This window comes from Arthrobacter sp. Bz4, from assembly GCF_003075455.1.
GTDB lineage: Bacteria > Actinomycetota > Actinomycetes > Actinomycetales > Micrococcaceae > Arthrobacter_D.
Genome location: NZ_QDAE01000026.1, coordinates 1 through 26878, shown reverse-complemented (window position 1 = coordinate 26878; position 26878 = coordinate 1). Strand labels below are relative to the sequence as shown.

Below are 26878 nucleotides of genomic sequence, written 5' to 3'. Positions count from 1 at the left end.
CCCCTAGGCAGCCTCAGCGTGCCTCGCAGCTCCGCCCCAGACGTGAGATCTGGTGATTCAAAAAGCCGTCGGCCCACCACATGTCACCTCTGGCCGGGTGGGTGCGGCCAGAGGATGCGGGGCTGGGCTGGACGGAGTGCGGCCAGAGGATGCGGGGCCTCTGGCGGGCGGGTGCGGCCAGAGGATACGGGGCTGGGCTGGACGGGGTGCGGCCAGGGGTGCGGCGCAGCCAGAGGCGGGGCGCGAAGCTCTACCGCAGCGCGGAAGTCGCCGCTCCTGCATGGCTGCGGGAGCGCACCCTGATGATGACTGTTGCAAGCAGGACGATTGCCGCCACGACGGCGGCAGCGATCGACGTCGTCGCCGATTCCATGTCGCCGCTGGTGCGCCCAACCGCGATCCAGGTGAGTCCCCAACCAATAGCCGCCGCGACGGCGAGACGACCCTTGCCTTTGAGCGCCAGCCCTAGGCCAACCAGTGCAACGACGGCAAGGATAGCGACAGCCCAAACTTCTTCGTTCAGGCCAAACCCATCGAAGCCTGCAGCGGTCAGCGCAGCAGCGATGTTCGCGCACACCGCCACGCAGACCCAGCCAAGATACAGGCCCAGCGTGCCATCGACAATCACTGCCTCAGACCACGATGATGCTGGCCGGCCGCTGTAGCGCAGAAATACGACGGTCAGGACTGCAAGCAGCACCAGAATCACCGGCACACTCACATTGAGCCACCCGGCCTGGATGCTCAGAATCCAGACCGCGTTCAACACCATTGACACTGCGACCATCCAGCCGAGCGATCGTTGCCGTTGCGCGGATCGCTGTGACGGCAACCATTGCCAGACGGTGTAAGCCACCAAGCCCGCGTACACCACTGACCAGATGGAAAACGCCGCACTCGCCGGGGCCAGAAGGGTGGCATCCGTGCCCAATGCCCCGCCAGCCGCCTCTGCAATGGGCGTCCCGCCGAAGACTCCGACACCGATCATCGATCCCACCAGGCAGAAGATCATGCTGGCAGTGACAGCTATCTGGCGATACAGGTCAGCGCTGGTCTTTTCCTTGCTTGATGTGTGGGTTCTCATACCTCTATTGAACCGGTCTGACCGCGATAAAACTATCTCCTCCGCCAAGAGGTCAGTAGGCTGGGTAGTTCACGTGTTGACTCGAAAGGTGCATGTCATGACTGAATCAAACCTCCCCGAAGAGGAACTGAGTATCACCGACGCAATCGATACAGCGGAAGCCGAGGAGCTGGATCCGGTGGCTGCGGGACAGCCCGACAACTACCCGGGCGCTGCGGAAGACAACCCTGACCAGTGGCGAAACGACCCGCTACTTCAGGACGAGCCGGCTGCGACGGTGACCGCGGAAGGCACCGTTGCTGAGCAGGTACTGCGCGATGGATCTGAGGGCGACGACGCCGTGCCGACGCTGGGCGAAGCCGCCGCGGACGTCGATTTCGGCGATCCCGCTGACGAATCAGAGATCGATGGCAGCGACGACAGCGCCAACCTTGGCGGTTCGCCCCTCAGCCATGCCGATGAGGATCTGCTGGGCCACTAGCCGTCACACCCGATCCTCACGCTGCATCGTCGACAGACCGAGGGGTGGTCCGTCGACGGCGCAGTGGAGAAGTCTTCTGGTGGTTAGCCTTCGCATTCCCGGCAGAACAGGAGGTCGCCCTTCTGGCGGGCAACCTGGCTGCGGTGGCGGACCAGGAAACAGGAGGAGCAGGTGAACTCATCATCCTGCGGCGGAATTACCTGGATCAGGAGTTCCTCACCCGAAAGATCCGCACCAGGAAGGTCAATCCCTTCGGCAGTGTCGGCATCCTCGACGTCAACTGAAGCCGACTGGGATTTGCTGCCACGGTTAGCCTGAAGGGCTTCGAGGGACTCGGCTTCCTTGTCCTCATCGTTGTTGCGTGGTGCGTCGTAATCCGTTGCCATTCCGGTGCCGTTCTCTTGAAAATCGCTGAAGCTGTGTGGTTGATGCAGCCACCGAGTATAACCATGAAATTCCTGACCAATGTGCAGGAGATATTGTTGCACGATTACGCATAATTGGGCCCCCTCTGAGCATCCCGAAAGGGCCTACGGGGTGACAGCTAGGTAAGCGATATCAGTGGCTAGCTATTCCCGCCTACACCGGCCCTGGAATAGGTCGGACCTGGACGGGGTTGCCCCTTGCAGAACCTATTTTCAACGGAAAGTGCTGCTTGTGACTCTCTTCACCCCGCTCACCATTGGTGCCATGGAACTGCCCAACCGTATCGTCATGGCCCCCCTCACCCGGGTCCGCTCGAGCAGGGAGGGCGTTCCTGGCCCTCTCGTGGTTGAGCACTACCGGCAGCGCGCATCATTGGGGCTGATCGTCACCGAGGGCACTTACCCGAGTGACGCCGGCCGAGGCTTCCCTGGCCAGCCAGGCCTAGTGACGGCGGAACAGTTGGCCGGCTGGCGCAATGTCACTACTGCTGTGCACGACGCCGGTGGGCGGGTCTTTGCCCAGGTCATGCATGCCGGACGGGTCACACACGAGGCAACCACTGGCGGGCACACGGTCGTTGCTCCGAGCGCTGTGGCGATCAATGGCGAAACCCGAACCTATGATGGCAAGTTGCCGTACCCGGTTCCCCACGCCCTGACCACTGACGAACTTCCCGGCGTCATCGATGAGTTTGTCCAGGCATCACGGAACGCGATCGACGCTGGTATGGATGGTGTTGAGCTTCATGGGGCCAACGGCTACCTCCTCCACCAGTTCATGTTCCCGGAAACCAACCAGCGCGACGACGGTTACGGCGGCTCCCCCGCCAACCGCGCCCGTTTCATGGCCGAGGTAGTCCAGGCGGTAGTTGCAGCGGTCGGCGCCGAGCGGGTGGGACTCCGGATTTCCCCGGGCACCAGCGGCAGGGACGTGCTACCCGCAGATCCCGACGACATCCTCGCTACCTATGGCGCAATGGTCGACGCTATCGCACCCCTCAACCTCGCTTACCTGAGCGTCCTCCACGAAGACCCAGCCGGTTCACTGATCCAGGGACTCCGTTCGCGCTTCGGCGGACCCTTCCTGGTGAACAGCGGCTTCGGCGTGATTACCGACCGTGACGAAGCCGAGAGCATCCTCGCATCCCGGCTCGGAGACGCCGTCGTCGTCGGCCGTCAGGCGATCGCGAACCCGGATCTGGCCCGCCGGTGGCAGGAAGGCCTACCGCTGAACGAGCCCGACCCTGCGACCTACTATTCACACGGCGCCGAGGGATACATCGATTACCCGTTCTACGAGGATGTGCTGGCCGAAGCTACAGCCTAGGAGTCCCGGCCGTCCAGGATATGCACACCCACTCAAGAGAGCTAGCTTGGTAAAACCCTAGGAAGTCATTCGATTTCTCAAATGCATGCTCTCCAGCCGTTGCGTATCCGGGTGTGGTGCGTCACTCTGAGTGGGTACATAAGAACTTCCCCGCATAGGGGTGAGTGGGTGGGGGCCAATTCGCTTCCGCCCCGACGGGTTTTCAAATGCCGGTCAGCTCGCTCAGCGGGGATCTGCCTGGAGCTGCTCGTGACACCTGTCGGACGAATTACTGCCCCGAGAACCCCGGGACCGCGCAAGTCCGCAACGCGGGCAACTCTCGCAGTGTGCGTAGCCGTGGCAGCGGTCTGTGGGTCCGGGTATCAAAGCTCCCTCTCTGGCACGACGGGGCAGTTGGCAGCCGCGGCACCCCACTCTGCCGTGTCGGCAGCTGTGCCCACCGGATGGGTGGGCCGCGAACTGCTGGCCACCCCAACTCCCGGACTGCAGGATTTCCTGGTTCCCGGTCAACCCAACAGCGGTATTGCGTCGGAGGAGGCCAGGGGTGCTGACAACGGACTCCAGGTCACCAGCGTTCCCTCCGACGGCCCGTCCCGCCCCGGACCGGGCACACTCATGTCACCGCTAGGAACGCTGAGCCCCAGTTCCCCATTCGGCGAGCGCATTAACCCGCTCACCGGCGAGGCGGGCGAGTTCCACTACGGACTGGATTTCGCCGCACCCTGCGGCACGTCGGTTCATGCGGCGGATGCCGGAACGGTTCGGGCAGTCGGGTGGCACCCCTGGGGTGGCGGGAATCGAGTGGAAATCGATCACGGCAACGGGCTGATCACCACCTACAACCATCTTGAGGGGATTTCGGTTGAAGCCGGAGCCACCGTTGAAGTCAGCCAGATTGTGGCGGCCGTCGGGTCAACCGGGTCCTCAACGGGCTGTCATCTGCATTTTGAAACCATTCGCGATGGGTCCCACGTTGATCCTCGAGGATGGACGCTCACACCGCTGAATCCCGCATCCCAGGTGGGAACACCGGACATGACCTCCTACGCACCGGGTGGGGGTGCATCAAGCAATGCAGTGCCATGGGTAATTGCCATGCCTCACGAGGTGTCACACGATACGGGTGACAGTCGCATCGAAGGGGTGCATGGACCGGCGATTGTTGCCGCGCCAGCAGTTCCGAAGCCTGCTGCCGGCTCGGCCCCGCCACGGCACTCTTACCCGGTTGCTCATGATTCCAAGCCGACTCCCCGACCCACTGCCAGACCATCCGAACCCAAGTTGTCAGAACAGGATAAGCCTCAGCCGGGGCCGGCAAGCCAGAGTCCTTCGAGCCCGAACTCTTCGAGCCCAAGTCCGTCAGCGGCCCCAACGAAACAGGATGAACCTGCACCGTCACAGGATGAACCTGCACCGTCGCCCAGCTCCCCGGGGCCTGAGCCAGAAAATGAAACTACTCCCCCGCCCGCTCCCGGCCCCGAGCCCACACCCCAACCTGAGCCTTCACCCGCTCCTGAACCGGACCCTGACCCAGCTCTGGTCTGCACCGAACCTGAGACAGTCCAGGCTATTGGAAGTGGATCCGGTGAGGACTCGACGCCGGGACACGGCCCCCGACAGGATGCGTCGCCGTTCCCGGTACCGATTCCCATACCAGTGACCGACGACGAACAGGTTGCCTCCGATGCCTCGGCCACTCCTGTGGATGGCACTACTGAGGCGGATGACGCTATTGAGGAAGAGGCCGGGGACGGCGATCCGGCCGTTCCAGCTCCCCCCTGCGATGGTCAAGAGGAGTCAGACGCCGATTCAAATGGCGAGATAGACGACATGGACAACCACCAGGACACCGTCGTCGTACCGGCAGACGATGCGACCGCGGCAAAACCCTAGACCGTCTGCAAGGTTGGTGATGCCTCATTTGTGGATTTGGCACTCTCTACCTGCATCACGGATGGGGAAAACGAGTATTCCCTACTCGTGACCCGGCGGGTACGTTTCGTAATGTCTATCCATGACAAACATTAATCACAGGTGTCAGTGTTGCGGCGAACTAGTTGACGAAGTCTTCTGCGAGGACTGCACCGAGGAATTCAGTCAAAACGCTGCCTGAGCGCTGAGCCGCCCGATCACCGGGCTGGGCGCCAGCGACCGACTGGGGGACCACACTGGTTCCGCTAACTTTTTCCTTGCACCCGGTTACTACACACGACATCGAATTTCCTAGCCCTCATTCGCCCGACGGGTCACCAACGGGTTCGCCACATTGAGACTGGGTGTCCGGCGCCACCCAAGCAGAGGCGATAAAAGTCCCGGAACCAGCAGCCGGGCCCGTGAATCCGATCAGCCCCCAGAGGGTCGTGTTGGGCGGTCCCCAACGGTTGGGCCCACAGGAATACCTTCAACGCCCCAATGCGTTTCACCAGCAGGGCATCCGAATACTAGCGGCTGGCACCCCTGGCCATTAGTTTGCCTTTCCGGCCGGGAGCGGGACACAGCAGCGCAAATACTGCTACCGACACCGGCAATAGCGCAAATATCAGGCTAGGCACAGAATAGTTCCCTGTCAGATCGCGCCCGAGTGAGAAAAGTATCGGACCCAGAGCTGTCGACCCGACGTTGATGGCGGTAATGATGCCTCGGATACCGCCGATATTCTCTGTGCCGAAGTAGTGCGACAAGGCGATTGGCTCGATAGCTCGGATCGAGCCGGATGCCGCACCAAGTATCAAGCCATAAATAAGTGCGGTAGGTAGTCCGTTGACAACCTGCAGGAAACCTAGCGCTGCAGCAAGAAGCGCCATCGAAGCAGCCAGTGCAAACCGTGGGTCAACGCGAGAGAAAGCGCCCCCGCCACCAAAGTCGCGAGGATGCCAGTGATGGTTTGGGGGATGAAGTTCGCAGCGGCTTCGGTGCTGGTTAGGCCCTGAGTGGTGAGGATAGAGATTTGGTGAAAAGCGAGACCGGTGGTGAGCACTCCGGTTGCAGCCAGCGCTGCAGCTATGGCCCAGAAAATGGGGGCCCGAACTGCCTGGCTGCTGGACCAGTCGGCGCCCGGAATTGTCTCAGGATGGGGCTGGGACTCCCCGGAAGCGAGCCTTGGGGGCGCCGTTTTCCGGTGTCTGGGAAGCAGGAGGACCATCGGCAGGATAATCACGAGCACGGCAACTGCCTGATAGCGCCATGCCATTTCCACCCCACCGGCGCTGATCAGCCGATTCACGAGAACTGGGGTCAAGGAGATACCGGCTGAACCGACTGCTGCGGTTATTCCGAGCGCGAGACCACGTCGGGTGGTTAGAGCCTTCACCACCGCAGTTGTGGCGGCCAGGGTTAGTGCCCCCTGCCCGGCCATGCGAAGGAATACGAACCCGACAGTCAGACCGGCAATGTTGGTAGCGAAACTCAGAGCCAGCAGCGTACCCGCGAATACCAGCGCCGCCACGGTAATCACTTTTCGTGCACCCCACCGGTCCAGCCCCCTCCCAATGAATGGGAGGGCTGCTGCACCGGCGAGCGTACCGATGAGGTAGCTAAACGAAAGGTCCGTCCTGGAGATTTCGAGCTGCTCGATCAACGGATCGGTGAATGGTGAGAGCCCCGCAGTCTGACCCGGCGCCGTAGCGGCGGTAATCAGTGCGGCGGCAAGTACCGTGCCGGACCATGATCCGGTGCCCCTTGGCTTTTTCACTGTTTCCTCATCTATTGCCAGCTACTCTCGGCCCTCCGCAGGACACCTTTGCTCCGTTAGTGGCTTCCTGCAAGTCGCCCTGCGAGGCGATCCCGGATGGCGGCGCTGGCAGTGTTAAGGCCCTGTATTTCGACCTCTTTGCCGTAATGGCGGTACTTTTCAATAATCGCGTCCAGTGCAGCGATCGTAGACGCGTCCCAAAGGTGCGACTGGTACATGTCAATGACGATCTTCTCTGGATCCTCGGCGTATTCAAACTGCATGTACAGATCGTTGGAAGAAGCGAAGAACAATTCCCCGCTGACAACATATTTGGCGAAGGTGACGCCGAAGTGTTCCTCGATCGTCCGCTCAACGCTGACAAAATGGGCAACCCTGCGTGCGAAAGCAACCATCGCTACGAGCACACCGATGATCACACCGATGGCCAGGTTATGGGTGAAGACCGTGAAGACGACGGTCGCCACCATGACCGTGGTCTCGCTCTTTGGCATGTGACGGAGCGTGTCGATCTTGACGCTGTGCCAGTCGAACGTTGCAACGGAGACAAAGATCATTACCGCCACCAGGGCGGCCATCGGGATGAGCGCAACGATGTCGCCAAGCGAAACGGCGAGGATCAGAACGAATATTCCCGCAAGGAATGTCGAGATTCGGGTGCGTGCGCCCGAGGCTTTGATGTTGATCATCGTCTGCCCCACCATGGCGCAGCCACCCATGCCACCGAAGAAGCCGGTGATGATGTTTGCCGTGCCCTGGCCCCAGGACTCACGAACCTTATTGGACCGGGTATCAGTGATGTCATCAACTAACTTGGCGGTCATCAGAGATTCCATCAGACCAACTACAGCCATACCAAGAGCAAAGGGAGCGATGATCTGGAAGGTCTCGAAAGTCAGTGGAACATTCGGGAAAAAGAGGGAAGGCAGGCTCTCCGGCAGATCGCCCTTATCGCCGACAGTTGGCACGTTGAGAGCGAAGACGACGGCGACAACGGTAAGAATCACGATCGCGACAAGCGGGGCGGGAACGGCTCTGGTGAGCCGGGGAAGAAGGTAGATCACCAGTAGGCCCACGACCACCATCGGGTAAACCAGCCAAGGTACCCCAAGGAGCTCGGGAAGCTGAGAAGTGAAGATCAGGATACCCAGTGCATTGACGAACCCCACCATGACCGAGCGCGGAATAAACCGCATCAGCTTCGCGACGCCGACAAGTCCCAGAACCACCTGGAAAATACCTGCCAAAATTACTGCTGCAATAAAGTAGTCCAGCCCGTGACTCGCCACCAGCGGTGCAATCACTAGGGCGGTAGCAGCGGTAGCGGCGGAAATCATCGCTGGTCGTCCACCAAGGAAAGCGATGGAGACGGCCATGGTGAAGGAGGCGAAGAGGCCTATGCGGGGGTCCACTCCGGCGATGAGCGAGAACGCGATGGCCTCGGGGATCAGGGCGAGAGCGACTACCAAACCGGCGAGGACTTCGGTCCGCAGACGCCGGGGTGAGCGCAGGGTGCGCCAGACGGACTGGGTTTGTTCGGGTGTTAACTTCGTATCCAGATTGGTGGCATAGGCATTGGTCGCCATGCGGGCTCCATTTCGTGCTCGGGCGGACACAATCGTGCCTCCGGTTTGATAGGGAAAACGGGCGCTGCACTGCGCCAAAGAAGAAGGTGGGAGGTGCGGATTCGCCAGCTCCACTACTGACCTTACCCTAACGTAATGGTAGAGTTAAATCCATTACTTTTCCTACGAAAGACGGTGCATGATGCAGATTGGCGAACTCGCCGAACGCGCGCAGCTGTCTCTGCGGACAATCCGGCACTACGACGAGATCGGCTTACTCCACCCATCAGCCCGAACTGACGGTGGTTTCCGAATCTATTCAGAAGACGACTTCAAGCGGCTGGTGCTAATAAGACAGGCACGCGCGTTGGGGTTTAGTCTCGACGAAGTCGCCGATCTGCTCGACGCCATCAGTCGGAGCAAGGGTACTGAAGGGCCAGCAGAAAAAACGCTGATCAGGTTCCTTGAAGAGGCGCGGGTTCGGCGCAAAGCCATGGCGGTGAATCTTGACCGCGCCGACGACTTCATCGCAACAATGACCGATCAAGCCAGGGACTCACGTTGACACTTCCCCCCATACCAGCTCTACCCCGCTTAGACCCGACGGATTTCGCACACTTCGACGTTGGCTGCTGGAGTAGTTACGCTCATGGTTCCCCTTTGCGCTGAACGAAAAGATTCTCCGCAGCTCATTCATGGGCGAAATATCCACGCAGATAGCAATGAAAGAGGTTGGTTTTGGGCTCGGCCGCGGAACCACGGAAGAGCCAACAGGCGTTCCGTCCTGAAGTAGAGGGACTACGGGCGGTCGCTGTCCTTATGGTGGTCGTCTACCACATCTGGCTAGATCGAGTCTCGGGCGGCGTCGACGTCTTCCTCCTGATCTCCGCGTTCCTGCTGACACTGTCCTTTACCGGGCGCGTCGAGACCCAGCGACCACTCGACCTCTTGGGGCGCTGGGTACGGATGTTTGGAAGGCTTGTGCCGGCAGCGGTGATCGTACTGTTGGCCACCATCGCGGCCGCCCTGCTCGTCTTTCCTCAGGCCAGGTGGGGAGAGATCATCGACCATGGCTGGGCCTCCCTCCTGTACTTTCAGAACTGGTCATTGGCGCTCGGAGCTGTTGAGTACCAGGCAGCGAGCGCTGCTGTCAGCCCGATGCAGCACTTCTGGTCGTTATCGATTCAGGGGCAAGTGTTTATCCTGTGGCCATTGCTGCTCGCCGGCTGCGCAGCCGCCGCCAGAGCGCTACGGTCGCCTTTCCGGGTGGTAGCGGGCACAGTCTTCACCACGATATTCATCATGTCGCTGTCGTTTTCGGTGAGCGAGACGATCCAGAACCAGGCCTTCGCCTACTTCGATACGCGGGCACGTCTCTGGGAATTCGCACTCGGGTCCCTCCTAGCCCTCGCCCTACCCTGGTTGCGGCCACACAAGATTCCGCGCGTGTTGATGGGGTGGATTGGTCTTCTGGCAATAGCCCTCTGCGGCATCCTCATTCCCGTCGGAGACGCTTTTCCGGGCTACATAGCCCTGGTTCCGACCGTCGGTGCTCTATTTGTGATTACCGCCGGTCAGACAGGCAGCAGGTGGGGTATCGATCGGCTTCTCTCAGCGCCTCCGATTCTTCGCCTTGGAGGCATGTCCTACGCGCTCTATCTGTGGCACTGGCCCATCCTGATTACCTATCTGGTGGTCTCTGGGGCCGAGCGAGCTTCATTCAGCGTTGGCGCGGTGATTATTGGCGCATCGATCCTACTGGCGGCGGTAACGACCCGTCTGGTTGAGCGACCCATACGGTCGTGGCGCTGGGTGCACCGACGTCGTCGTCGTAATGCAACATTGACCGTGGCGCTTGCGTTGGTCGTCGCAGTGCCACTGACCGGTTGGGAGACCCAGATTTCGTCCAACGAACACCAGTTGGAGTCCCAGCCGGACGCACTGAACCCAGGGGCGGCGGCTTTAGCCCCGGACTACCCGGCCGGCGGGGTTCCCGACGCCGACCCCATCCCTGCGGCTACAGACCTTGGGAACGAGTGGGGTAATGCTGGACCAGGCTGCACCCCGCCCTATCTGACCTCAGACCCGCTCCTCGAACGCTGCCACCAGATTGAGCCCGACGCGGAACCGGACAAGACCATCATCGTCATCGGCGACTCGCACGCACTCCAGCTGATGTCAGCCATTGGGCCCATCGCCCTTGAAAACAACTGGCGAGTGGTTGCTTTGCTGAAGGATGCCTGTCGCTACGGGGGCGAATCGGCTGAGCGCGACGACGAATGCAACGCATTCAACGCCGCTGCGCGAGAGTATGCGCAAGACCAGAATCCTGATGCCATCCTGACCTTGGGCACCATCACTTACACAGACGAGCCGCGCGAATCTCTGGTGCCGGACTACCAGGCTGGAATCCAGCCGTTCCTCGATGAGGGCGTAGAGGTGATCTCCATCCGAGACAATCCCCGGTTCCCATTCAATATGTTTGAGTGCGCGGAGCTGCAGGGCGTCGACGCTCCGCAATGCAATCCTGACCGGGCCGAGGTGCTACTGCCCGAGAACCCGGCGGACGCCATCGCCGAGACCGAACCGCTGTTCCACTCGGTGGACCTGACTGACCGAATCTGCACGGACACCACCTGCCCAGCGATGATCGGCAACGTCTTTGTGTACCGCGACTTCGACCACCTGAACCGAAGCTATGTAGAAACGTTGATTCCGGCCCTGGAACGACGGATCCTAGCCGAGACTGGTTGGAGTGGAGGCTAGCGCTGACCTAATGGTCAGTAGGTCTCGAGCGTCGCGATGAATTCATCTGCTCGCCGGAGATTCTCGGCCATCTTCTCTCGCTGGGCGGCTGCCGACGTCAAGTAACCAGCCAGCCGTTCCCGCAGGCTGCTCGTGTCCTCGTCATTGCCGGCAGCGGTCAGACCATCCACGATCGAGAGCAAATCTCCCATTTCCTCAAGGGTAAATCCCAATGGTTTCATTCTCCGCACTACCAAGAGGCGCTCAATATCACCGTCTGTGTAGACACGAAACCCGCCCTCGGTGCGCGAGGATGCCGGGAGTAGTCCCACTTCGTCATAGTGCCTGATCGTGCGGAGCGAGAGACCGGTCCGCTCAGCTACTTCGCCGATATGCATGGAGCGAGTCCGTGCCGGTTCCGAAGATTCACCCATTGTTCGATTCCCTGTGCCCCACCGGCGTTAACCTCTCGTGACGTTAAGTTAGAATTTAGATCGACCGATCTGCGTTGCGCGGATCGATGTGTACATTGCCGTTCAGCCTACCGGCCCAGACCGGACACCCCCGAACCGTGGGGATTCACCTAGCCTGCTCCGTTTACAAAGGACTATCCCTATGACCACGCCGACTTTGGCACCCACTCCTGTCGAACGCCAGTCGGTGATGCGCACACTCCGGCATCCGCGCCTCCTCAAAACCGAGGTGTTGGCGGGTTTGGTGGTTGCTCTCGCTCTCATTCCTGAAGCGATTGCATTCTCGATCATCGCAGGTGTGGACCCGAGGCTTGGTCTCTTTGCATCCTTTACGATGGCTGTTTCAATTGCGTTCCTCGGCGGACGCCCAGCGATGATTTCTGCGGCAACCGGTGCCATTGCGCTGGTCATTGCCCCTCTGGTTTCCAGCCACGGAGTTGACTACTTCATTGCGGCCGTCATCCTCGCTGGGATCTTTCAGGTAGTACTTGGCCTGATCGGCGTCGCGAGGCTGATGCGTTTCATCCCGCGCTCGGTGATGGTGGGCTTCGTGAACGCACTGGCCATCCTGATCTTCATGTCCCAGGTCCCGGAACTCATTGACGTCCCGTGGCTGGTCTATCCCATGGTCGCAGTCGGGCTGCTGATCGTCTTCGGCTTGCCGCGGCTCACTATGGTGGTGCCAGCCCCATTGGTCGCCATCGTGGTGCTCACCGTGTTCGCCGTTATTGCCAACATCGCCGTCCCCGACGTCGGGGACAAGGGCGAGTTGCCCGACAGCCTACCCACCCTGTTTTTCCCCAATGTTCCGCTGACCCTCGAGACGCTGCAGATCATTGCGCCGTTCGCCTTCGCCATGGCTTTGGTCGGATTGCTCGAATCACTCATGACAGCCAAGCTCGTCGATGACATCACCGATACGCGCTCCAACAAAACCCGCGAGAGCTGGGGGCAGGGCGCGGCGAACATCATTACCGGATTCTTCGGCGGGATGGGTGGCTGCGCGATGATCGGTCAGACCATGATCAATGTGAAAGCCTCCGGCGCGAGGACCCGGATCTCCACGTTCATGGCCGGTATCTTCCTGTTGATCCTGGTTGTAACTCTCGGCGAGATTGTGGCACTCATCCCCATGGCAGCCCTGGTCGCCGTGATGATTTTCGTCGCCATAGCCACCTTCGATTGGCACAGCATCAAGCCGACCACCCTGAGGCGGATGCCCAAGAGCGAGACGTTGGTAATGGTGAGTACCGTCGTCGTCGTTGTCTGGACTCACAACCTGGCCATCGGTGTGGGCGTCGGGGTATTGGTGGCGATGATCGCCTTCGCACGCCGCGTCGCGCACTTCGTCACCGTTGACCGGACGGTCATCGAACTCAACGGTGAAGAGACAGCTACCTACACCGTGGACGGTGAGCTGTTCTTCGCGTCCTCGAACGACCTCTACACGCAGTTCGAGTATGCGACCGACCCAGACCACGTGGTCATCGACATGCACGCCTCACACCTATGGGACGCGTCAACGATTGCCGCCCTGGATGCGATCACCGAGAAATACCACAACCATGGGAAAGACGTCCGGGTCATCGGTTTGAACGACGCCTCCGTACTGATGCGCGAACGGCTCGCCGGCAAGCTCGGCGCGGGTCACTAGTTACACTGCCCATTAATCATTTCGAACCGATCTGACATACAGGGTTCCGGCCGGTTTGCAATCTCGCCGATGGCCCCGCCGGGGATTCTCCCAGTTTCCTGCGGAGGCCGCCTCGGGCCGTTGACTAGGTAAAATCCGCTCAATGGTGCAACGGCCCTCACCCTTCTTCTTTGCTGCTCGGGCTTGTCTCTGGCGGTTCTAGTGTTTCCCGGGGTATCGGTTGGCCTGCCATAAACCTCTACGGTGAAGCGCTGTTCAGATATGCGTTGTTGTATTGCGGGCTGGGCTGCGGAGGGACACACTTAAGATGGCCGTAATGGTGCGGCCCTGCCGAAAGGGAATCCGATGAAACGCTTCGTCCTCATCGCCGCGGCAACTGCGGCGTTCGCCCTAATTCCGTCGACGGCGTCCTTCGCCCAACCTGCGTCGACGACCGGATGTCCCGCCAGCAACCAGGTCCTGGTCGTAGCGGAACTCCTCGCGAATGGCTACCGACTCCCCGGGGTGATTGACTCCGAGGGCAATGCAAACGGCCTTGTCTGCGGCAAGCCACTCAACCCCGTGGTTCAGGAGATGCAATGCCCAGCGGCCGAGTGCCCTGTGCCCATCATCTATTCCTTCCGTGACGACAACCTGAACCGATAGCAGGCTGAAAAAAGCCAATAGTGCACAGCCGGCGAGCTTCGTTCTATCTGCTATGGCAGATGCGGCTTTGGGGCATACCTGGGGCGCGTGGAGCCTCCTGCCGGATTTCAGAACCACCAGTGGCCCTGTTTTCAAATGCACTAATGGCCCCATTTTGGGTTGGCGTTAACAACAGCCCTCTCGTTACTGTTTGGTGGCCTCGATAGGCGATGCGTCGACGTCGCCGTCAGCCTGTCGGGGTGCGCCGTGCGATACGAGAACCGGGCAGGCGGCCCGTTCAGCGACTGCGGAACTGACGGAGCCCAACAATAGGCCGGCGAATCCCCCATGACCCCGCGAGCCGACGACAACCATGGAGGCGTTTGCACTCTCCTTGATGAGGACCTGGCATGGGTTGCCACGGACGATCCGTCGTTCGATCACGGAGGGAGCTCCGGCGGGGAACGCTTCCTCCAGCCCCTGGTTCAGTGCCTTGTCCGTCGCTTCCTCGTAGTTCCAGTCCTGAGGGTGTATACACTCCCTGTGACGGATGATGCCAGGCAGCAACTACCCGAACCCCCGTTCGGGACGCGTAGAGACATTTCGAATCCGACCTAGCGCGGTTCCGGGATTCTGCATCGGGTAAGGACGTCGCGGGTATCGGGTAGGTGCTCTTGGCAACTACGGGGCAAATTCTATATAGTCTTGGTCACACCCGCTGGGGGCCCATTAGATCGGAGCATCATGAATTCCGTTGTCCTTGCGCTGACTGGCGTAGCCATGATGATTCTTGGGTATTTCTTGTACTCACGGTTCCTTGGCCGTCGTATCTACAAGTTGCAGGAGTCTTTCGTCACTCCCGCTCATGAACTGAGTGACGGGGTCGATTACGTTCCCACGAACAAATTCGTCCTCTGGGGCCACCACTTCACCTCGGTTGCTGGGGCGGCGCCCATCGTGGGCCCCGCCATTGCCGTCATCTGGGGTTGGCTGCCAGCCTTCCTATGGGTGACTATCGGCACAGTCTTCTTCGCCGGCGCCCATGACTTAGGTGCACTGTGGGCTTCCGCCCGGCACAAGGGCAAGTCCATCGGTTCGCTCTCCGGAGAATACATTGGTCCGCGCGGGCGCAATCTGTTCCTCGTGATCATCTTCCTTGTGCTGCTCATGGTCAATGCCGCATTCGCCGTGGTGATCTCCGGCCTGCTTACCAGTACTCCTACCGCTGTCATACCCACCTGGGGTGCTATCGTCGTCGCCCTCCTCATCGGTCAGGCCATCTACCGCTACAAGTGGAACCTCGCGGTGGTCTCCGTTGTGGGCGTCGTCGCCCTCTACGCCCTGATCCTGATCGGGGACCAGGTACCAGTGGTCCTGCCGGAGACAATCCTCGGGCTCTCGGCCACCTCCTTCTGGATCGTGGTTCTTTTCCTCTACGCCGGCGTCGCCTCGGTCCTGCCTGTATGGATGCTCCTGCAGCCTCGCGACTACATCAACGGCCTCCAGCTGTTCATCGCGCTCGGCATCCTCTACGGTGCGATCCTGATCTCGGCCCCGACCCTGGTGGCCCCTGCGTTCAATGAGGCCGTGCCGGAGGGCACACCGAGCCTCATCCCGTTGCTCTTCGTCACCATTGCATGCGGAGCGATCTCCGGATTCCACGGCATCGTCTCCTCGGGCACGTCCTCCAAACAGCTAAATAAGGAAACGGATGCCCGCTTCGTGGGCTACTTCGGGGCCGTTGGAGAGGGCCTGCTGGCACTGGGTGCCATCATCGCCACGACGGCGGGCTTCCGCACCGTCGCGGAATGGGAGCAGGTCTACAGTGCGTTCGGCCAGGGTGGGGTGGGCGCGTTCGTCGAGGGCGGCGGCGCCATCGTCAACAGCGGCCTGGGTATTCCTGCAGGACTGAGCGCCACCATCCTCGCGACCATGGCTGTCCTCTTCGCCGCGACGACCATGGACACCGGCATCCGTCTGCAACGTTTTGTGGTGCAGGAAGCCGCGAGCATTATGGGCGTCAATATCAACAAGTTGTTGGCAACGGTCATTGTGCTGGCCATTGCTATGGGCCTGACCTTCGGCGCTGGCGCAGACGGTGCGGGCGGCATGCTGATCTGGCCGCTGTTCGGCACCACCAACCAGTTGCTGGCAGGTTTGACGCTATCGATGATCGCCGTGATCCTCCTGCGCAAGGGCCGTCCTGTGACCCCTGTGCTCGTGCCGCTCCTGTTTTTGTTGACGATGTCCGTCTACGCGCTCATCGTTCAGATGGGACAGTTCTACGCCGCCGAAAACTGGCTGTTGCTCGTGCTTGACGTGATCATACTGGTTGCCGCGGTGTGGGTTATTTTCGAGTCAGCGATCGCTATGTCGCAGGCAAAGAAGAACCCGCCGGAGTTGGAAGACGATGAGCGCGAGCGCGCTAGCACCCGGACGCGCTCCTGACCGTGAAACCGCACATGCTCCTGCACCGGCTGCACACCGTGCAGGAGCATGTGCGGGCCGGGTTGCACGAGTTCTACGTGGCGCCCTACCGGCGAACATTCGCTCGCGCGCAGCGGGATGAGGAGGATCTTTTCATGATGCTGGTCCTCTCGGAGGCTTTGGGCGTGCCCAACCCGGCAAGTTACTACACGGTGGAGTTGCTGCCAGTGGTGTATGACCGGTTTCACGACTGGCACCGCCGGATGGGCATGGAGCGTTCGCCACTCGACCACATCTCATGCTGCTAGACCTGGCCGCTGCCCGTCGGGTGCTCTTTGTGGGCGGGAAGGGCGGCGTCGGCAAGACCGCAGTCGCCTCCGCTGTCGCGCTCGCTCAGGCCCGTGCGGGCCGGCGGGTGCTCGTCGTCTCCACGGACCCAGCCCACAACCTGGGGCACCTGTGGGGATGCGCCGTCGGGGACCGAATCACTTCGCTCGCGCGGGGGATAGACGTCGGCCCGGGGGCATCTGGCGCCCTCGATGGGATTGAAGTAGACCCAATCGCCACCACCGAGGCACACCTCGCAGCTGTGGGGACCTCCATCCGCAGGCTCATGCCCGAGCATCTCGCCGGTGAGGTCGACAAGCACATGCAACTCGCCCGGGACTCCCCGGGAGCGCACGAGTCAGCGGTCCTGGAACGCATCGCAGAGCTGGTTGACCTTGGACTGCGCGAGTATGACCTCGTGGTCTTTGACACCGCACCGTCAGGACATACTGCGCGCCTGATGGCGCTGCCCGAAATCATGGCTGCCTGGACCGAAGGGTTGCTGCGGCGTCGTGGGCGGTCAGAGCGGTTCGGGGCCGCGTTGCGCGGTTTGGAGGATCGTGATTCAGCTGAGTCCGTCGTGGGAACCGGGCGGTCACCAGAGCCGGCGGAGGAGCGCGATGTGCAAATTCGTCGGATTCTCCTGCGTCGGCGTGAGCGGTTCGAGTCGCTGCGCACGGTCCTGATGGATGAGCAGCGCTGCGCCTTTGTCATTGTCCTTGCCGCCGAGAGGCTTCCCGTGCTTGAGACCGTGGAGTTGCACCAGCAATTGGTCCGCGCAGGCGTCCATGTGGGCGCGCTGGTGGTCAACAAACGATCCCCCTCCGACGCCGGCGATTTCCTTGCGGATCGACGTGCACTGGAGGACGACCATCTGGTGACGCTGCGCGAGTCCCTGCCTGATATCCCGCTGCTGCAAGTGCCCCTACTGCCTGGAGACATCGTGGGAGAACAGGCGCTCGAACGGTTCGGTTCCGCGCTGGCCCGCGCGTCAGATCAGGACATCCACGAGAAATAAGGATGCTGGGCAGAGGAGTTCGGCTCCGCGCCGGTCGAGCTCCATCGTCCCTGCAATGTCATTGATCTCGGCTCGGGGACGGGCAGCCTATCCTATTAGGCTGTCTGAACATGGACACCATGTATCCCGCATTGATGTTCCCGGCAAGATGGACGCTAAAACGTCCGACAAACGTCGGTTCAACGATTTGCTGGTCATAGAAGACCCCTCCAGATAGGCGTATTGCCTAGTCAGAAGGGGTTCGTTGAGCCTCCTGCCGGATTCGAACCGGCGACCCCCTGTTTACAAGACAGGTGCTCTGGCCAACTGAGCTAAGGAGGCGAACTGGCTAAACCAGCGAGCGCCGTCGTCGTGATGAAACCGATCGAATGCGCAAAGACAAGATTAGCCCAGCCAGCGCGTCAGCGAAAACTAGCCCTTGGCGTCGATCTTTTCCTGGGTGAACACAGCGAAGTTGTCGATTGCCTCGGGCACCGCTTCACCGTCGACATAGATGGTAGGAGTTCCCGCGATACCATCCAGTTCGGCGGCCTCGGTCGTGAAGTTGACCCATGGCCTGAAAGCCCCCTCCGACAGACAGGTGGCGATGTCAGCGGCACCCACCGACGACGCCAGAGCTGTCAGCCCGTCGTCGTCCAGTTCACCGTTCTCATAGTTGGCGAACACCCCGGTCGAAAAATCGAAATACGCTTCAGGGGATTCTTCGGCCACGCACGCCAGCGCATTGGCGCCCCGTGAGGAATAGTCAGTCGACGAGTTGCGGTCCAGATACGCCACGTTGCGGTGCTCCATGCTGATCTCGCCAGCGTCAAGCCATGCCTTGATCTGATCGGCATGGGTACTCTCAAACTCGGCGCAGAACACACAGTTGACATCGACATACGAAACCACCTGCACGGGCTCACCGTCAGCTGACTCGGCGATACCAGGGGGCAACTCGCCTGCTGGACGCGGCTCCGACGGCAGCGTGGCCAGATCAACGGTCCCCGTTTCGAAGGATTCGACCTCCGTGCTTGAGGTCAACACAATCCCGCCAAACTCATTGCCCCCGGCGGGGGCAGCACCAGCATCGGGAACCTGGCCGCGGATCGTGTTGGTCACGATCAACGCCACAGCCACCAGAATGGCTACCACAGCCGCCACCACACCCCAGCGAATGAGCAGTCCCCTGCGCTTCTCCTGACGCTCCTGCGCCTCGCGGAGCAGCCTCGCCTGCTCACGGGCCTGCGACGATCGCTGCGATTTAGTCGGTCTATGGCTCGAGCTGGGGGTCATCAGTCCTCGTCATGGTTGGGTACGCGTAGTCTCAAGTTTAGCGATCCATCCCCGCCGACGACTACGGACCGGGCGACGCCGCCTAAACGGTAAAGTGCTAAGTAGGCCTACTATGTTCAGGAGTCAGCGTGCCTTCAGCTCAACCCTCGCCAGATAAGACCACCGCCTACGGCGAATTCGAGTTCATCGTGGTGTCCAACCGGTTGCCTGTCGACCGCGTCTCCACCAACGACAGCAGCACCTGGCGCCGCTCCCCCGGCGGGCTTGTTACCGCCCTGGCACCCGTGATGTCCAAGGCCGACGGCGCCTGGGTGGGCTGGCACGGAGCACCCGACGAGACCCTCGACGCCTTCGACCACGACAACATGCGTCTGGTCCCTGTCCCGCTCACCGCGGACGAGGTGGAGTTCTACTACGAAGGTTTCTCCAACGCGACCCTGTGGCCGCTGTACCACGATGTCATTGCCCCACCCGAGTTCCACCGGCATTGGTACGACTCCTACCGCCGGGTCAACGAACGCTTCGCCCAGGCCACAGCGGCTGTTGCCGCCGAAGGGGCCACCGTCTGGGTCCAGGACTACCAGCTGCAGCTGGTCCCCAAGCTGCTTCGCGCCGCGCGCCCGGACCTGAAGATCGGCTTCTTCAACCACATTCCGTTCCCACCCCTGGAGATCTTCGCCCAGCTGCCATGGCGACGCCAGGTGATTGAAGGATTGCTCGGCGCCGATCTGATCGGTTTTCAGCGTCCCAGCGATGCGAGCAACTTCCTGCGCTGCGTTCGCCGCTTCGTCGGGCACACGGTTAGGCAGCAGCAGGTTCAGGTGGAAATCGAAAAAGGCGGCCCAACCTACACCTCCCGGGCCGAGGCATTCCCCATCTCCATCGACGTCGACCAGATCATCACCCTGGCAAACCGCGAAGACATTATCGAACGGTCCAAGGAAATCCGCCGTGAACTTGGCAACCCGAAGCACATCCTGCTGGGTGTCGACCGCCTGGATTACACCAAGGGCATCGGCCACCGGCTCAAGGCCTATGAAGAGCTCCTGGCTGATGGCCACGTCAAGGTGGAGGACGCTGCACTCATTCAGGTAGCCAGCCCCAGCCGGGAACGAGTTGAACAGTACCGGTTGCTGCGCGAGGAGATCGAGGGCGCCGTCGGCCGGATCAACGGCACCTACGACACCATCAAGAACACCGCCATCCGCTACCTGCACCACAGCTACCCGGTCGAAGAAATGGTCGCTCTGTATCTGGCCGCGGACGTCATGCTGATCACCGCGCTCCGGGACGGCATGAATCTGGTTGCCAAGGAGTACGTGGCCGCCCGGACCGGTAACAGTGGCGCCCTGGTCCTCAGTGAGTTCGCTGGCGCGGCGGATACCTTGCGTCAGGCGGTCCTGATCAACCCGCATGATATTGATGGCCTCAAGGCCGCTATCGTCACCGCGGTCAACATGAGCCCCGCCGAATCGACTCGTCGCATGCGCATCATGCGCCGTCAGGTGCTCCAGAACGACGTCGAACGCTGGTCCAAAGCCTTCCTCGCAGCGTTGCAGGAAGGGAACCACGAGAATTCCCAGGAGACACCCCATGCCTGAGCAGCTCAGCGCCGAACTATTGACCGCGCTGGAAACCATCGCTGGAGCCGATCACCTGCTGATCGCCCTCGATTTCGACGGGACGATGTCGCCGCTGGTTCCCCACGCAGCAGACGCCAGGCCACTGCCGGGGTCTGCCACGGCGCTCTCGGCTTTGGGTCAACTGCCTGAGACGACGACGGCCCTCGTGTCCGGTCGCGCCCTGGACAGCCTCCGTGCTGTCGCGACGCCGGACCCCGAGACTCTCCTCATCGGGAGCCACGGAGCCGAAACCTGGACCGGCCCCGACGGCGCACCCCTCACCCTCACCAAGCAGCAGTCTGACCTCCTGCGTCGCGCCACCGACGCCGTCCAGCGGGTGGTGGACGCACATGCAGGAACCGTGCTCGAGACCAAGCCGGCCGGCGTTGTACTCCACACCCGCACCGCCGCCGACGACGTCGCCGCCGCCGCAACCCATGCCGCCCGCACGGCCCTGGATCAGCTCGAAGGTGCTCACATCACCGACGGCAAGCGGGTGCTGGAAACTTCGGTGATCAGCGCCGACAAGGGGCAGGGGGTCAGATCACTGAGAAAGTACACCGGCGCGACGGCTGTGTTTTTCGCGGGCGACGACGTCACCGACGAGCACGCCTTCGCTGCATTGGAGGCACAGGACCTCGGCATCAAAATCGGCGACGGACCAACTCAGGCGCACCACCGTATCGGATCACCTCAGGAGCTGGTCGCCGTCCTTGAGCACCTCCTGGTGCTCCGCGGCGCCGGTGCGCAAATCTGATTTATCTGCCATACTCAGATTGTGTGACGCATGCCACCTGCCAGCTCATAGCAGCGCGGCCAGTGGTTGCTGCACGGATAACTGAATATTCTCCATTCACAACGGATCGTCGGGCACGTACCTGCCCGTGAAAAGGAAAAACAAAATGGCAACGGTAACGTTTGACCAGGCAACACGCCTGTACCCCGGCACAGATAAGCCCGCGGTTGACAAGCTCGACATTCAGATCGCCGACGGCGAATTCCTCGTCCTCGTAGGCCCCTCCGGTTGCGGCAAGTCCACATCCCTGCGGATGCTCGCCGGACTCGAAGACGTCAACTCGGGCCGCATTCTCATTGGTGACCGCGACGTCACCGATGTCCCCCCGAAAGACCGCGACATCGCAATGGTCTTCCAGAACTACGCGCTGTACCCTCACATGTCGGTCGCTGACAACATGGGCTTCGCGCTGAAAATTGCCGGCGTCTCCAAGGAGGAGCGTGCTGAGCGGGTTCGCGACGCCGCCAAGCTGCTCGACCTCGAGCCGTACCTCGACCGCAAACCCAAGGCGCTCTCCGGTGGTCAGCGTCAGCGTGTCGCCATGGGCCGCGCCATTGTGCGTAACCCACAGGTGTTCCTGATGGATGAGCCCCTCTCGAACCTCGACGCCAAGCTCCGGGTGCAGACCCGCACCCAGATCGCTTCGCTGACCCGCCGGCTGGGAGTTACCACCGTTTATGTGACCCACGACCAGGTCGAGGCAATGACCATGGGCGATCGCGTCGCGGTCCTCAAGGACGGCGTTCTCCAGCAGGTCGACACCCCCCGTAACCTGTACGAACGGCCAGTCAACGTCTTCGTCGCAGGCTTCATCGGCTCGCCCGCGATGAACCTTCTTGAACTGCCCGTCACCGACGGTGGCGTCAAGTTCGGCGGAATCACCTACCCGGTTGCCCATGAGGTGCTCGACGCAGCGCACGGCGGGACGGTCACGCTGGGCGTCAGGCCGGAAGACCTGCAGGTTGCCGAGGACAATCAGGGCCTCCAGGTCGAGGTCGACGTCGTCGAGGAGCTCGGCGCAGACGCTTATGTGTACGGCCACACCACTCTCAATGGGGAGGAACAGGTCATTGTGGCGCGAGTCGACGGCCGGCGCCCACCAATGAAGGGTGACACCATTTACGTCACCCCAGAAAAGGGCCACGTGCACCTCTTCGACATGAAGGACGGACTGCGCCTGGCGGACCACGTCTAGCCTGGCTCCGCTGTCCGAGCGGAACTGACCCGAGTACGGTGGTCTGTGGATTGACTTTCAATTCAGGGGCCACCGTACTTCGTTAACACGTACACAGTTACAACAAAGGGCAACACATGAACGATGCGCCAAACGCCGAGTGGCACGACGAGCCGACCGACTGGGACCAGCCGGGCAAACTGCCGCGTACCAAGGATGCCCCGGACCCCGGCACCCTTGGTTCCCTGAACATCACGGCCGCTGCCACCGATCCCGAACTGTTGGACTTGCCGTGGCACATTGCCCTTGAGGACTGGCCAGCCCAATATCTGGCAGCCCTGCCACGCGGTATTTCCCGACACATTGTGCGCTTCGCTCACTTGGGCGGATCGGTGATTGCAATCAAGGAAACCAGCGAGCACATCGCCCGGCACGAGTACCACATGCTGCGGAAACTGCGACGGCTGGATGTGCCGAGCGTTGAGCCGGTCGCCGTCATCACCGGGCGGAAGGCCCGGGACGGGACCGATCTGGATACCGTGCTGGTGACCCGGCATCTGAAGTTCTCGATGCCCTACCGAGCGTTGTTCTCCCAGACGCTTCGGCGGGACACGCTGACCCGGCTCATCGATGCGCAGGCGCTGCTCCTCGTCCGATTGCACCTGATCGGCTTCTACTGGGGCGATGTGTCCCTCTCCAATACCCTGTTCCGCCGTGATGCCGGCGCCTTCGCTGCCTACCTCGTCGACGCAGAAACCGGTGAACTCTACCCCGGGCTGTCATCCGGTCAGCGCGAATACGACCTCGAGATCGCTCGCGTAAACATTGCCGGGGAACTCATGGATCTCTCCGAGGGCGGGTTGATCGAAGAAAAGATCGATCCTCTCGCTACGAGTGAGCTCATCATGGACAGCTACCGCCGGCTCTGGGCCGAACTCACCGATCAGGAGTCTTTCGACCTTAACGACCGGTGGCGGGTTAACGCGCGGATCCGCCGGCTCAACGAGCTGGGCTTCGACGTCGAGGAATACGCCATCCAGACCGCAGCCAACAGCTCCCAGATCAAGCTGCAGCCCAAGGTGGTCGACGCAGGTCACCACAGCCGGCGGCTGCTGCGGCTCACGGGGCTGGACGCCCAGGAAAACCAGGCACGGCGGCTCCTCAACGACATGGATGCCTACCGGGCAGACAACAATCCAGACGTCGACGAGGAACTCAGCGCACATCTCTGGGTCACTCAGGTCTTCGAACCGATTGTCAGGGCTGTCCCTCGGGAGCTGGGCCGCAAGCTGGAGCCGGCCGAGGTGGTCCACGAGGTACTGGAGCACCGCTGGTACATGTCGGAGAAGCAGGACCGCAATGTGCCGATGGCCGAAGCAGTCCAGTCCTATCTCGACTCGATCCTGGTCCACCGCCGCGATGAGGCCGCCATCATGTTGACGGCTGATACGAAGACCATGGACATCCTCGGCGGCGGTGCCCGGGACTCGCCCTAGCCGGCGATTACGGGCACTGAATGGTCTCGCCCTGGAAGGTCTGGGGGCCGGAGCCAGCCTGCTCGCAGAACTCAGCGACCTCAGAAATCAGTGGAATGAATGCGACGATCCCGATGATGACGACGACGGTCGCGATAACCGCCAGCGCCCCGATGATGATGCCTGCCAACGCGAAGCCATTGCCCATCCGTGCTTTGCGGGACTTCACCATAGCCACGATGCTGACGACCAGACCGACAACATTCAAGAGCGGAATCAACGACAAAATGAAGCCAACGATGCCAAGGGTTTTTCCTGGATTTTCGGCCGTCTGCCCATAGCCCGGTCCGGACCCATAAGGGCCCTGCCCGTAGCCAACGGGCTGTCCGTAGGGGGACTGCTGCCCGTAGGGTGGCTGCTGGCTTGCGTCTTGTTGACCATACGGAGGCTGTTGCTGCCCGTAAGGGGTAGGCTGGCTACTCGGTGCTGGCTGCTGCCATTGCTGGCCCGCGGGGTACTTCTTCGAGTCGTCGCCCTGGCCGCCCTGCTGGTCAGGCTGGTTTCCCGGGTAATTTTCCGACACGTTGAATCCCCATTCATGGTTATGACGCCGCCCGCTGGCAGCGAATACTGGACTCATTCTATCCACCATCGCTAGGCTCTCGCGGTAATTGCCTTTCCGGGATTGAGGATGCCACGAGGATCGAACACGTCCTTGATCTGCCGCTGCACCTCAAGCACTTGTTCGCCCTGCTCCCAGGGTAGCCACCTTAGTTTGTACTGGCCCACCCCGTGTTCGCCAGTGATGGTGCCGCCGACTGCGAGGGCCAGACGCACAGACTCATCGAGTGCAAGCTCAAGCCGGGCCACCCCCTGTTCACCCTCAGCAGTGGATACCCAAAACGTAGGGTGCAGGTTGCCGTCACCGGCATGGGCAACAACCTTCAGCAACACCGAGTGATCGGACGCCACCCTCTCGAGCTGGGCGATGTAGTGCACCAGTTGAGACCGCGGAACTGCAACGTCCTCACCAACCCGGAATTCGTCGTCGACCTCATCGCCCCGACTGTGCCGGCGCAGATCGATGAGCCGGGCCGCCTCGCTGACGTCCTGCGCGTCAACCGTGCCCCCGAGCGATGTCAGAACGCGTCGGACCACGGCAGCCTCCGCATCGGCACCGAACCCATCAGTCTGGATCAGCAGCAGGGCTCCCCCTCTCCCCCGCAAATTGGAGCCATGCGCCCCGTCCAGCGCGGTCAGGGTCATCCCGTCCAGCAGCTCCATGATTGCCGGTTGAACCCGCGCCTGTCCCACTGCGAGGACACCCGCGGCAGCAGCCTGCACGTCGGGAAAGAACGCTGCCAGGGTCTGCACGCTATGGGGAAGGTATCTCAGCCGGACCGTGATGCCGACGACGATCCCCAGTGTCCCTTCCGATCCAACGAACAACGAGGTCAGGTCGTACCCGGCCACCCCTTTGAAGGTTTGTACACCGGTCCGGATCAGATTACCGTCAGCGAGAACGACGTCGAGGGCCAGGATCGAATCCCGGGTCACCCCGTACTTCGCGCACCGGAGCCCGCCGGCATTGGTGGCTACGTTGCCACCAATGGTGGAGATTCGGTAACTGGCTGGGTCGGGTGCGTACATCAGCCCATGCGCCGCTGCGGCGGCGTTGAGGTCAGCGTTGATCACGCCCGGTTCGACCACCGCAATCTCATCCAGGGGCCTGATGTCCACGATCCGGTTCATCCGTTCAAGGTTCAGGACTATGCACCCGGCGGTGGCGTGCGCCCCACCGGACACACCGGTGCCAGCTCCTCTGACAACGACGGCGACGCGGTGGGTGTGTGCCCAGCGAACGACCTGCTGCACTTGATCAACGGTCTCCGCCCAGACAACGGCGTCGGGCAGACGGAGTTCCAGGACCGGTCCCTGGTCCCGGGCATACGGCTCGACGTCGGCAGGCTCGGTCAGAATTGCCCCGGAGGGCAGGAGCGCGGCCAGTTCGGCCATCGTCGCGCGGGTCATGGGGTGCCTCCCATGAAGCGCTGAAACTTTGTGAGGGCTAGGGGCCAGAAGTTTTGGTAGAGCTCCCGCTCGGTCTTGGACCTGGCCTCGGTGTTCCAGCCGTCATGTACCAAGGAGAGCGTGGTCCCGTTGCCAGGACCGCGCAAAAACTCAATCGTCAGGTCTGTGGGGGTCCCACCGTCGGGGTGGTGCCGCCACACCATCTCCAGGCGCGTGCTCTGCTCGGTTCGGCTAACCTCAGCCCACACTGCTTCAACTTCGTCCACCGAGGTTTCCACCAGTGCATTGTCTTCAAGGTCGAAGAAGCTACCGGCGCCCCAGACACTCAGGTCTTCTACCGGCCACCACAGGTGGATGTGCTCCGCGAACCCCGCGGCAGCATGTTCCGGCGGTACCGGCACCGTGACCTCAAACTCGATCGGTGAGATCCGCTCCGGCGTCGGCGGCGGGGGGCTAGCATCGGAAAATAGATCACTCATACCAGCGACTGTACCGGCTGTGGGCAGCCCCGCCGGCTGGGGTGTTTCGTGTGGTGTGTGTTTGGGGTGTGGTGGGTTAAGTGCGAAAGGCCCCTGACTCGTGCCACTTGGCTTAGTGACCACTTTCGAGACTGCTGAGGATTTCCTTGGCGGCCTCGGAAAGTTCCGGATCGAGGGTCATTCGT

At 61.5% G+C, this 26878-nt stretch carries 25 protein-coding genes and 1 tRNA gene; 14 read left to right on the top strand and 12 right to left on the bottom strand.

Annotated elements, in window-relative coordinates; translation table 11 throughout:
- Window positions 1-250: 250 nt before the first annotated feature.
- Entirely contained in the window at window positions 251-1084 is an 834-nt protein-coding gene (locus DDA93_RS14440; RefSeq protein WP_116779155.1) for a tryptophan-rich sensory protein, read from the bottom strand.
- 97 nt (window positions 1085-1181) lie between these two features.
- Between DDA93_RS14440 and DDA93_RS14435 the strand changes: the two genes are divergently transcribed.
- Entirely contained in the window at window positions 1182-1565 is a 384-nt protein-coding gene (locus tag DDA93_RS14435) for a hypothetical protein (RefSeq protein WP_116779154.1), read from the top strand.
- An 83-nt stretch (window positions 1566-1648) separates the two neighbouring features.
- Here DDA93_RS14435 and DDA93_RS14430 read toward each other — a convergent pair whose 3' ends face one another.
- Window positions 1649-1951 (bottom strand): DUF4193 domain-containing protein, encoded by a 303-nt coding sequence (locus DDA93_RS14430; protein ID WP_019483350.1) that lies wholly within the window; start codon window positions 1949-1951, stop codon window positions 1649-1651.
- 271 nt (window positions 1952-2222) lie between these two features.
- Here DDA93_RS14430 and DDA93_RS14425 point away from each other — a divergent pair, with 271 nt between their 5' ends.
- Together DDA93_RS14425 and DDA93_RS16890 are read left to right on the top strand one after the other, a co-directional pair.
- Window positions 2223-3317, top strand: coding sequence for an alkene reductase (locus DDA93_RS14425; protein WP_116779157.1), 1095 nt, complete (start codon window positions 2223-2225; stop codon window positions 3315-3317).
- Between the two features lie 420 nt (window positions 3318-3737).
- Entirely contained in the window at window positions 3738-5210 is a 1473-nt protein-coding gene (locus DDA93_RS16890) for a M23 family metallopeptidase (RefSeq protein ID WP_243400657.1), read from the top strand.
- Between the two features lie 160 nt (window positions 5211-5370).
- Here DDA93_RS16890 and DDA93_RS16375 read toward each other — a convergent pair whose 3' ends face one another.
- The 3 genes from DDA93_RS16375 to DDA93_RS14410 form a co-directional block, all read right to left on the bottom strand.
- Window positions 5371-5532, bottom strand: a complete 162-nt coding sequence (locus DDA93_RS16375; protein ID WP_156809082.1) for a hypothetical protein — start codon at window positions 5530-5532, stop codon at window positions 5371-5373.
- A 564-nt stretch (window positions 5533-6096) separates the two neighbouring features.
- The gene (locus DDA93_RS14415) at window positions 6097-7008 is read right to left on the bottom strand and encodes an MFS transporter (protein WP_243400656.1); all 912 of its coding nucleotides are present in this window, start codon (window positions 7006-7008) and stop codon (window positions 6097-6099) included.
- A gap of 56 nt (window positions 7009-7064) precedes the next feature.
- Window positions 7065-8594 carry a SulP family inorganic anion transporter gene (locus DDA93_RS14410; RefSeq protein ID WP_019483346.1) on the bottom strand — a complete coding sequence of 510 codons (1530 nt, stop codon included), beginning with the start codon at window positions 8592-8594 and terminating at the stop codon, window positions 7065-7067.
- Between the two features lie 178 nt (window positions 8595-8772).
- On the opposite strand from DDA93_RS14410, the gene DDA93_RS14405 reads away from it, so the two are divergent.
- Together DDA93_RS14405 and DDA93_RS14400 are read left to right on the top strand one after the other, a co-directional pair.
- Window positions 8773-9138 carry a MerR family transcriptional regulator gene (locus DDA93_RS14405; protein ID WP_019483345.1) on the top strand — a complete coding sequence of 122 codons (366 nt, stop codon included), beginning with the start codon at window positions 8773-8775 and terminating at the stop codon, window positions 9136-9138.
- 167 nt (window positions 9139-9305) lie between these two features.
- Complete coding sequence (locus DDA93_RS14400) at window positions 9306-11339, top strand: acyltransferase family protein (protein WP_347693848.1); 2034 nt, start codon at window positions 9306-9308, stop codon at window positions 11337-11339.
- Window positions 11340-11353: 14 nt separating this feature from the next.
- On the opposite strand, the gene DDA93_RS14395 is transcribed toward DDA93_RS14400, so the two are convergent.
- Entirely contained in the window at window positions 11354-11716 is a 363-nt protein-coding gene (locus DDA93_RS14395; RefSeq protein ID WP_243400655.1) for a MerR family transcriptional regulator, read from the bottom strand.
- Between the two features lie 217 nt (window positions 11717-11933).
- Between DDA93_RS14395 and DDA93_RS14390 the strand changes: the two genes are divergently transcribed.
- Both DDA93_RS14390 and DDA93_RS14385 read left to right on the top strand, forming a co-directional pair.
- Window positions 11934-13445, top strand: a complete 1512-nt coding sequence (locus tag DDA93_RS14390; RefSeq protein ID WP_019483342.1) for a SulP family inorganic anion transporter — start codon at window positions 11934-11936, stop codon at window positions 13443-13445.
- A gap of 345 nt (window positions 13446-13790) precedes the next feature.
- On the top strand, window positions 13791-14090 hold the full coding sequence (locus DDA93_RS14385) for a hypothetical protein (RefSeq protein WP_116779151.1): 300 nt from the start codon (window positions 13791-13793) through the stop codon (window positions 14088-14090).
- A 183-nt stretch (window positions 14091-14273) separates the two neighbouring features.
- On the opposite strand, the gene DDA93_RS14380 is transcribed toward DDA93_RS14385, so the two are convergent.
- Entirely contained in the window at window positions 14274-14636 is a 363-nt protein-coding gene (locus DDA93_RS14380; protein ID WP_050994974.1) for a universal stress protein, read from the bottom strand.
- A gap of 177 nt (window positions 14637-14813) precedes the next feature.
- Between DDA93_RS14380 and DDA93_RS14375 the strand changes: the two genes are divergently transcribed.
- From DDA93_RS14375 to DDA93_RS14365, 3 genes are read left to right on the top strand one after another with little or no spacing between them, the layout of a single operon-like run.
- On the top strand, window positions 14814-16517 hold the full coding sequence (locus tag DDA93_RS14375) for a carbon starvation protein A (protein WP_024477062.1): 1704 nt from the start codon (window positions 14814-14816) through the stop codon (window positions 16515-16517).
- Window positions 16518-16531: 14 nt separating this feature from the next.
- Window positions 16532-16804: a cory-CC-star protein gene (locus DDA93_RS14370; protein ID WP_019483339.1), complete on the top strand. Its 273-nt coding sequence runs from the start codon at window positions 16532-16534 to the stop codon at window positions 16802-16804.
- The gene (locus DDA93_RS14365; protein WP_116779150.1) at window positions 16795-17841 is read left to right on the top strand and encodes an ArsA family ATPase; all 1047 of its coding nucleotides are present in this window, start codon (window positions 16795-16797) and stop codon (window positions 17839-17841) included. Before DDA93_RS14370 ends, DDA93_RS14365 begins: the two co-directional genes overlap by 10 nt.
- Window positions 17842-18088: 247 nt before the next feature.
- Here DDA93_RS14365 and DDA93_RS14360 read toward each other — a convergent pair.
- Window positions 18089-18162 (bottom strand) — tRNA-Thr (locus tag DDA93_RS14360).
- A 90-nt stretch (window positions 18163-18252) separates the two neighbouring features.
- The gene (locus DDA93_RS14355; RefSeq protein ID WP_024477060.1) at window positions 18253-19116 is read right to left on the bottom strand and encodes a thioredoxin domain-containing protein; all 864 of its coding nucleotides are present in this window, start codon (window positions 19114-19116) and stop codon (window positions 18253-18255) included.
- A 128-nt stretch (window positions 19117-19244) separates the two neighbouring features.
- On the opposite strand from DDA93_RS14355, the gene DDA93_RS14350 reads away from it, so the two are divergent.
- The 4 genes from DDA93_RS14350 to DDA93_RS14335 all read left to right on the top strand — a co-directional run bounded on the left by DDA93_RS14350 (window position 19245) and on the right by DDA93_RS14335 (window position 24204).
- Complete coding sequence (locus DDA93_RS14350) at window positions 19245-20717, top strand: trehalose-6-phosphate synthase (RefSeq protein ID WP_019483336.1); 1473 nt, start codon at window positions 19245-19247, stop codon at window positions 20715-20717.
- Window positions 20710-21495 carry a trehalose-phosphatase gene (otsB, locus tag DDA93_RS14345; protein ID WP_116779149.1) on the top strand — a complete coding sequence of 262 codons (786 nt, stop codon included), beginning with the start codon at window positions 20710-20712 and terminating at the stop codon, window positions 21493-21495. Before DDA93_RS14350 ends, otsB begins: the two co-directional genes overlap by 8 nt.
- Before the next feature lie 145 nt (window positions 21496-21640).
- Complete coding sequence (gene ugpC / locus DDA93_RS14340; RefSeq protein ID WP_019483334.1) at window positions 21641-22729, top strand: sn-glycerol-3-phosphate ABC transporter ATP-binding protein UgpC; 1089 nt, start codon at window positions 21641-21643, stop codon at window positions 22727-22729.
- A gap of 116 nt (window positions 22730-22845) precedes the next feature.
- The gene (locus DDA93_RS14335) at window positions 22846-24204 is read left to right on the top strand and encodes a DUF4032 domain-containing protein (protein ID WP_019483333.1); all 1359 of its coding nucleotides are present in this window, start codon (window positions 22846-22848) and stop codon (window positions 24202-24204) included.
- 7 nt (window positions 24205-24211) lie between these two features.
- Here DDA93_RS14335 and DDA93_RS14330 read toward each other — a convergent pair whose 3' ends face one another.
- The 3 genes from DDA93_RS14330 to DDA93_RS14320 are packed head-to-tail and all read right to left on the bottom strand — an operon-like array spanning window position 24212 to window position 26693.
- A complete protein-coding gene (locus tag DDA93_RS14330; protein WP_133185553.1) occupies window positions 24212-24823 on the bottom strand; it encodes a DUF4190 domain-containing protein in 612 nt (203 codons plus the stop codon).
- 14 nt (window positions 24824-24837) lie between these two features.
- The gene (locus tag DDA93_RS14325; protein ID WP_116779147.1) at window positions 24838-26214 is read right to left on the bottom strand and encodes an FAD-linked oxidase C-terminal domain-containing protein; all 1377 of its coding nucleotides are present in this window, start codon (window positions 26212-26214) and stop codon (window positions 24838-24840) included.
- Window positions 26211-26693 (bottom strand): SRPBCC domain-containing protein, encoded by a 483-nt coding sequence (locus DDA93_RS14320; protein WP_116779146.1) that lies wholly within the window; start codon window positions 26691-26693, stop codon window positions 26211-26213. The genes DDA93_RS14325 and DDA93_RS14320 overlap by 4 nt, the downstream gene beginning before the upstream one ends.
- Window positions 26694-26878: the final 185 nt, after the last annotated feature.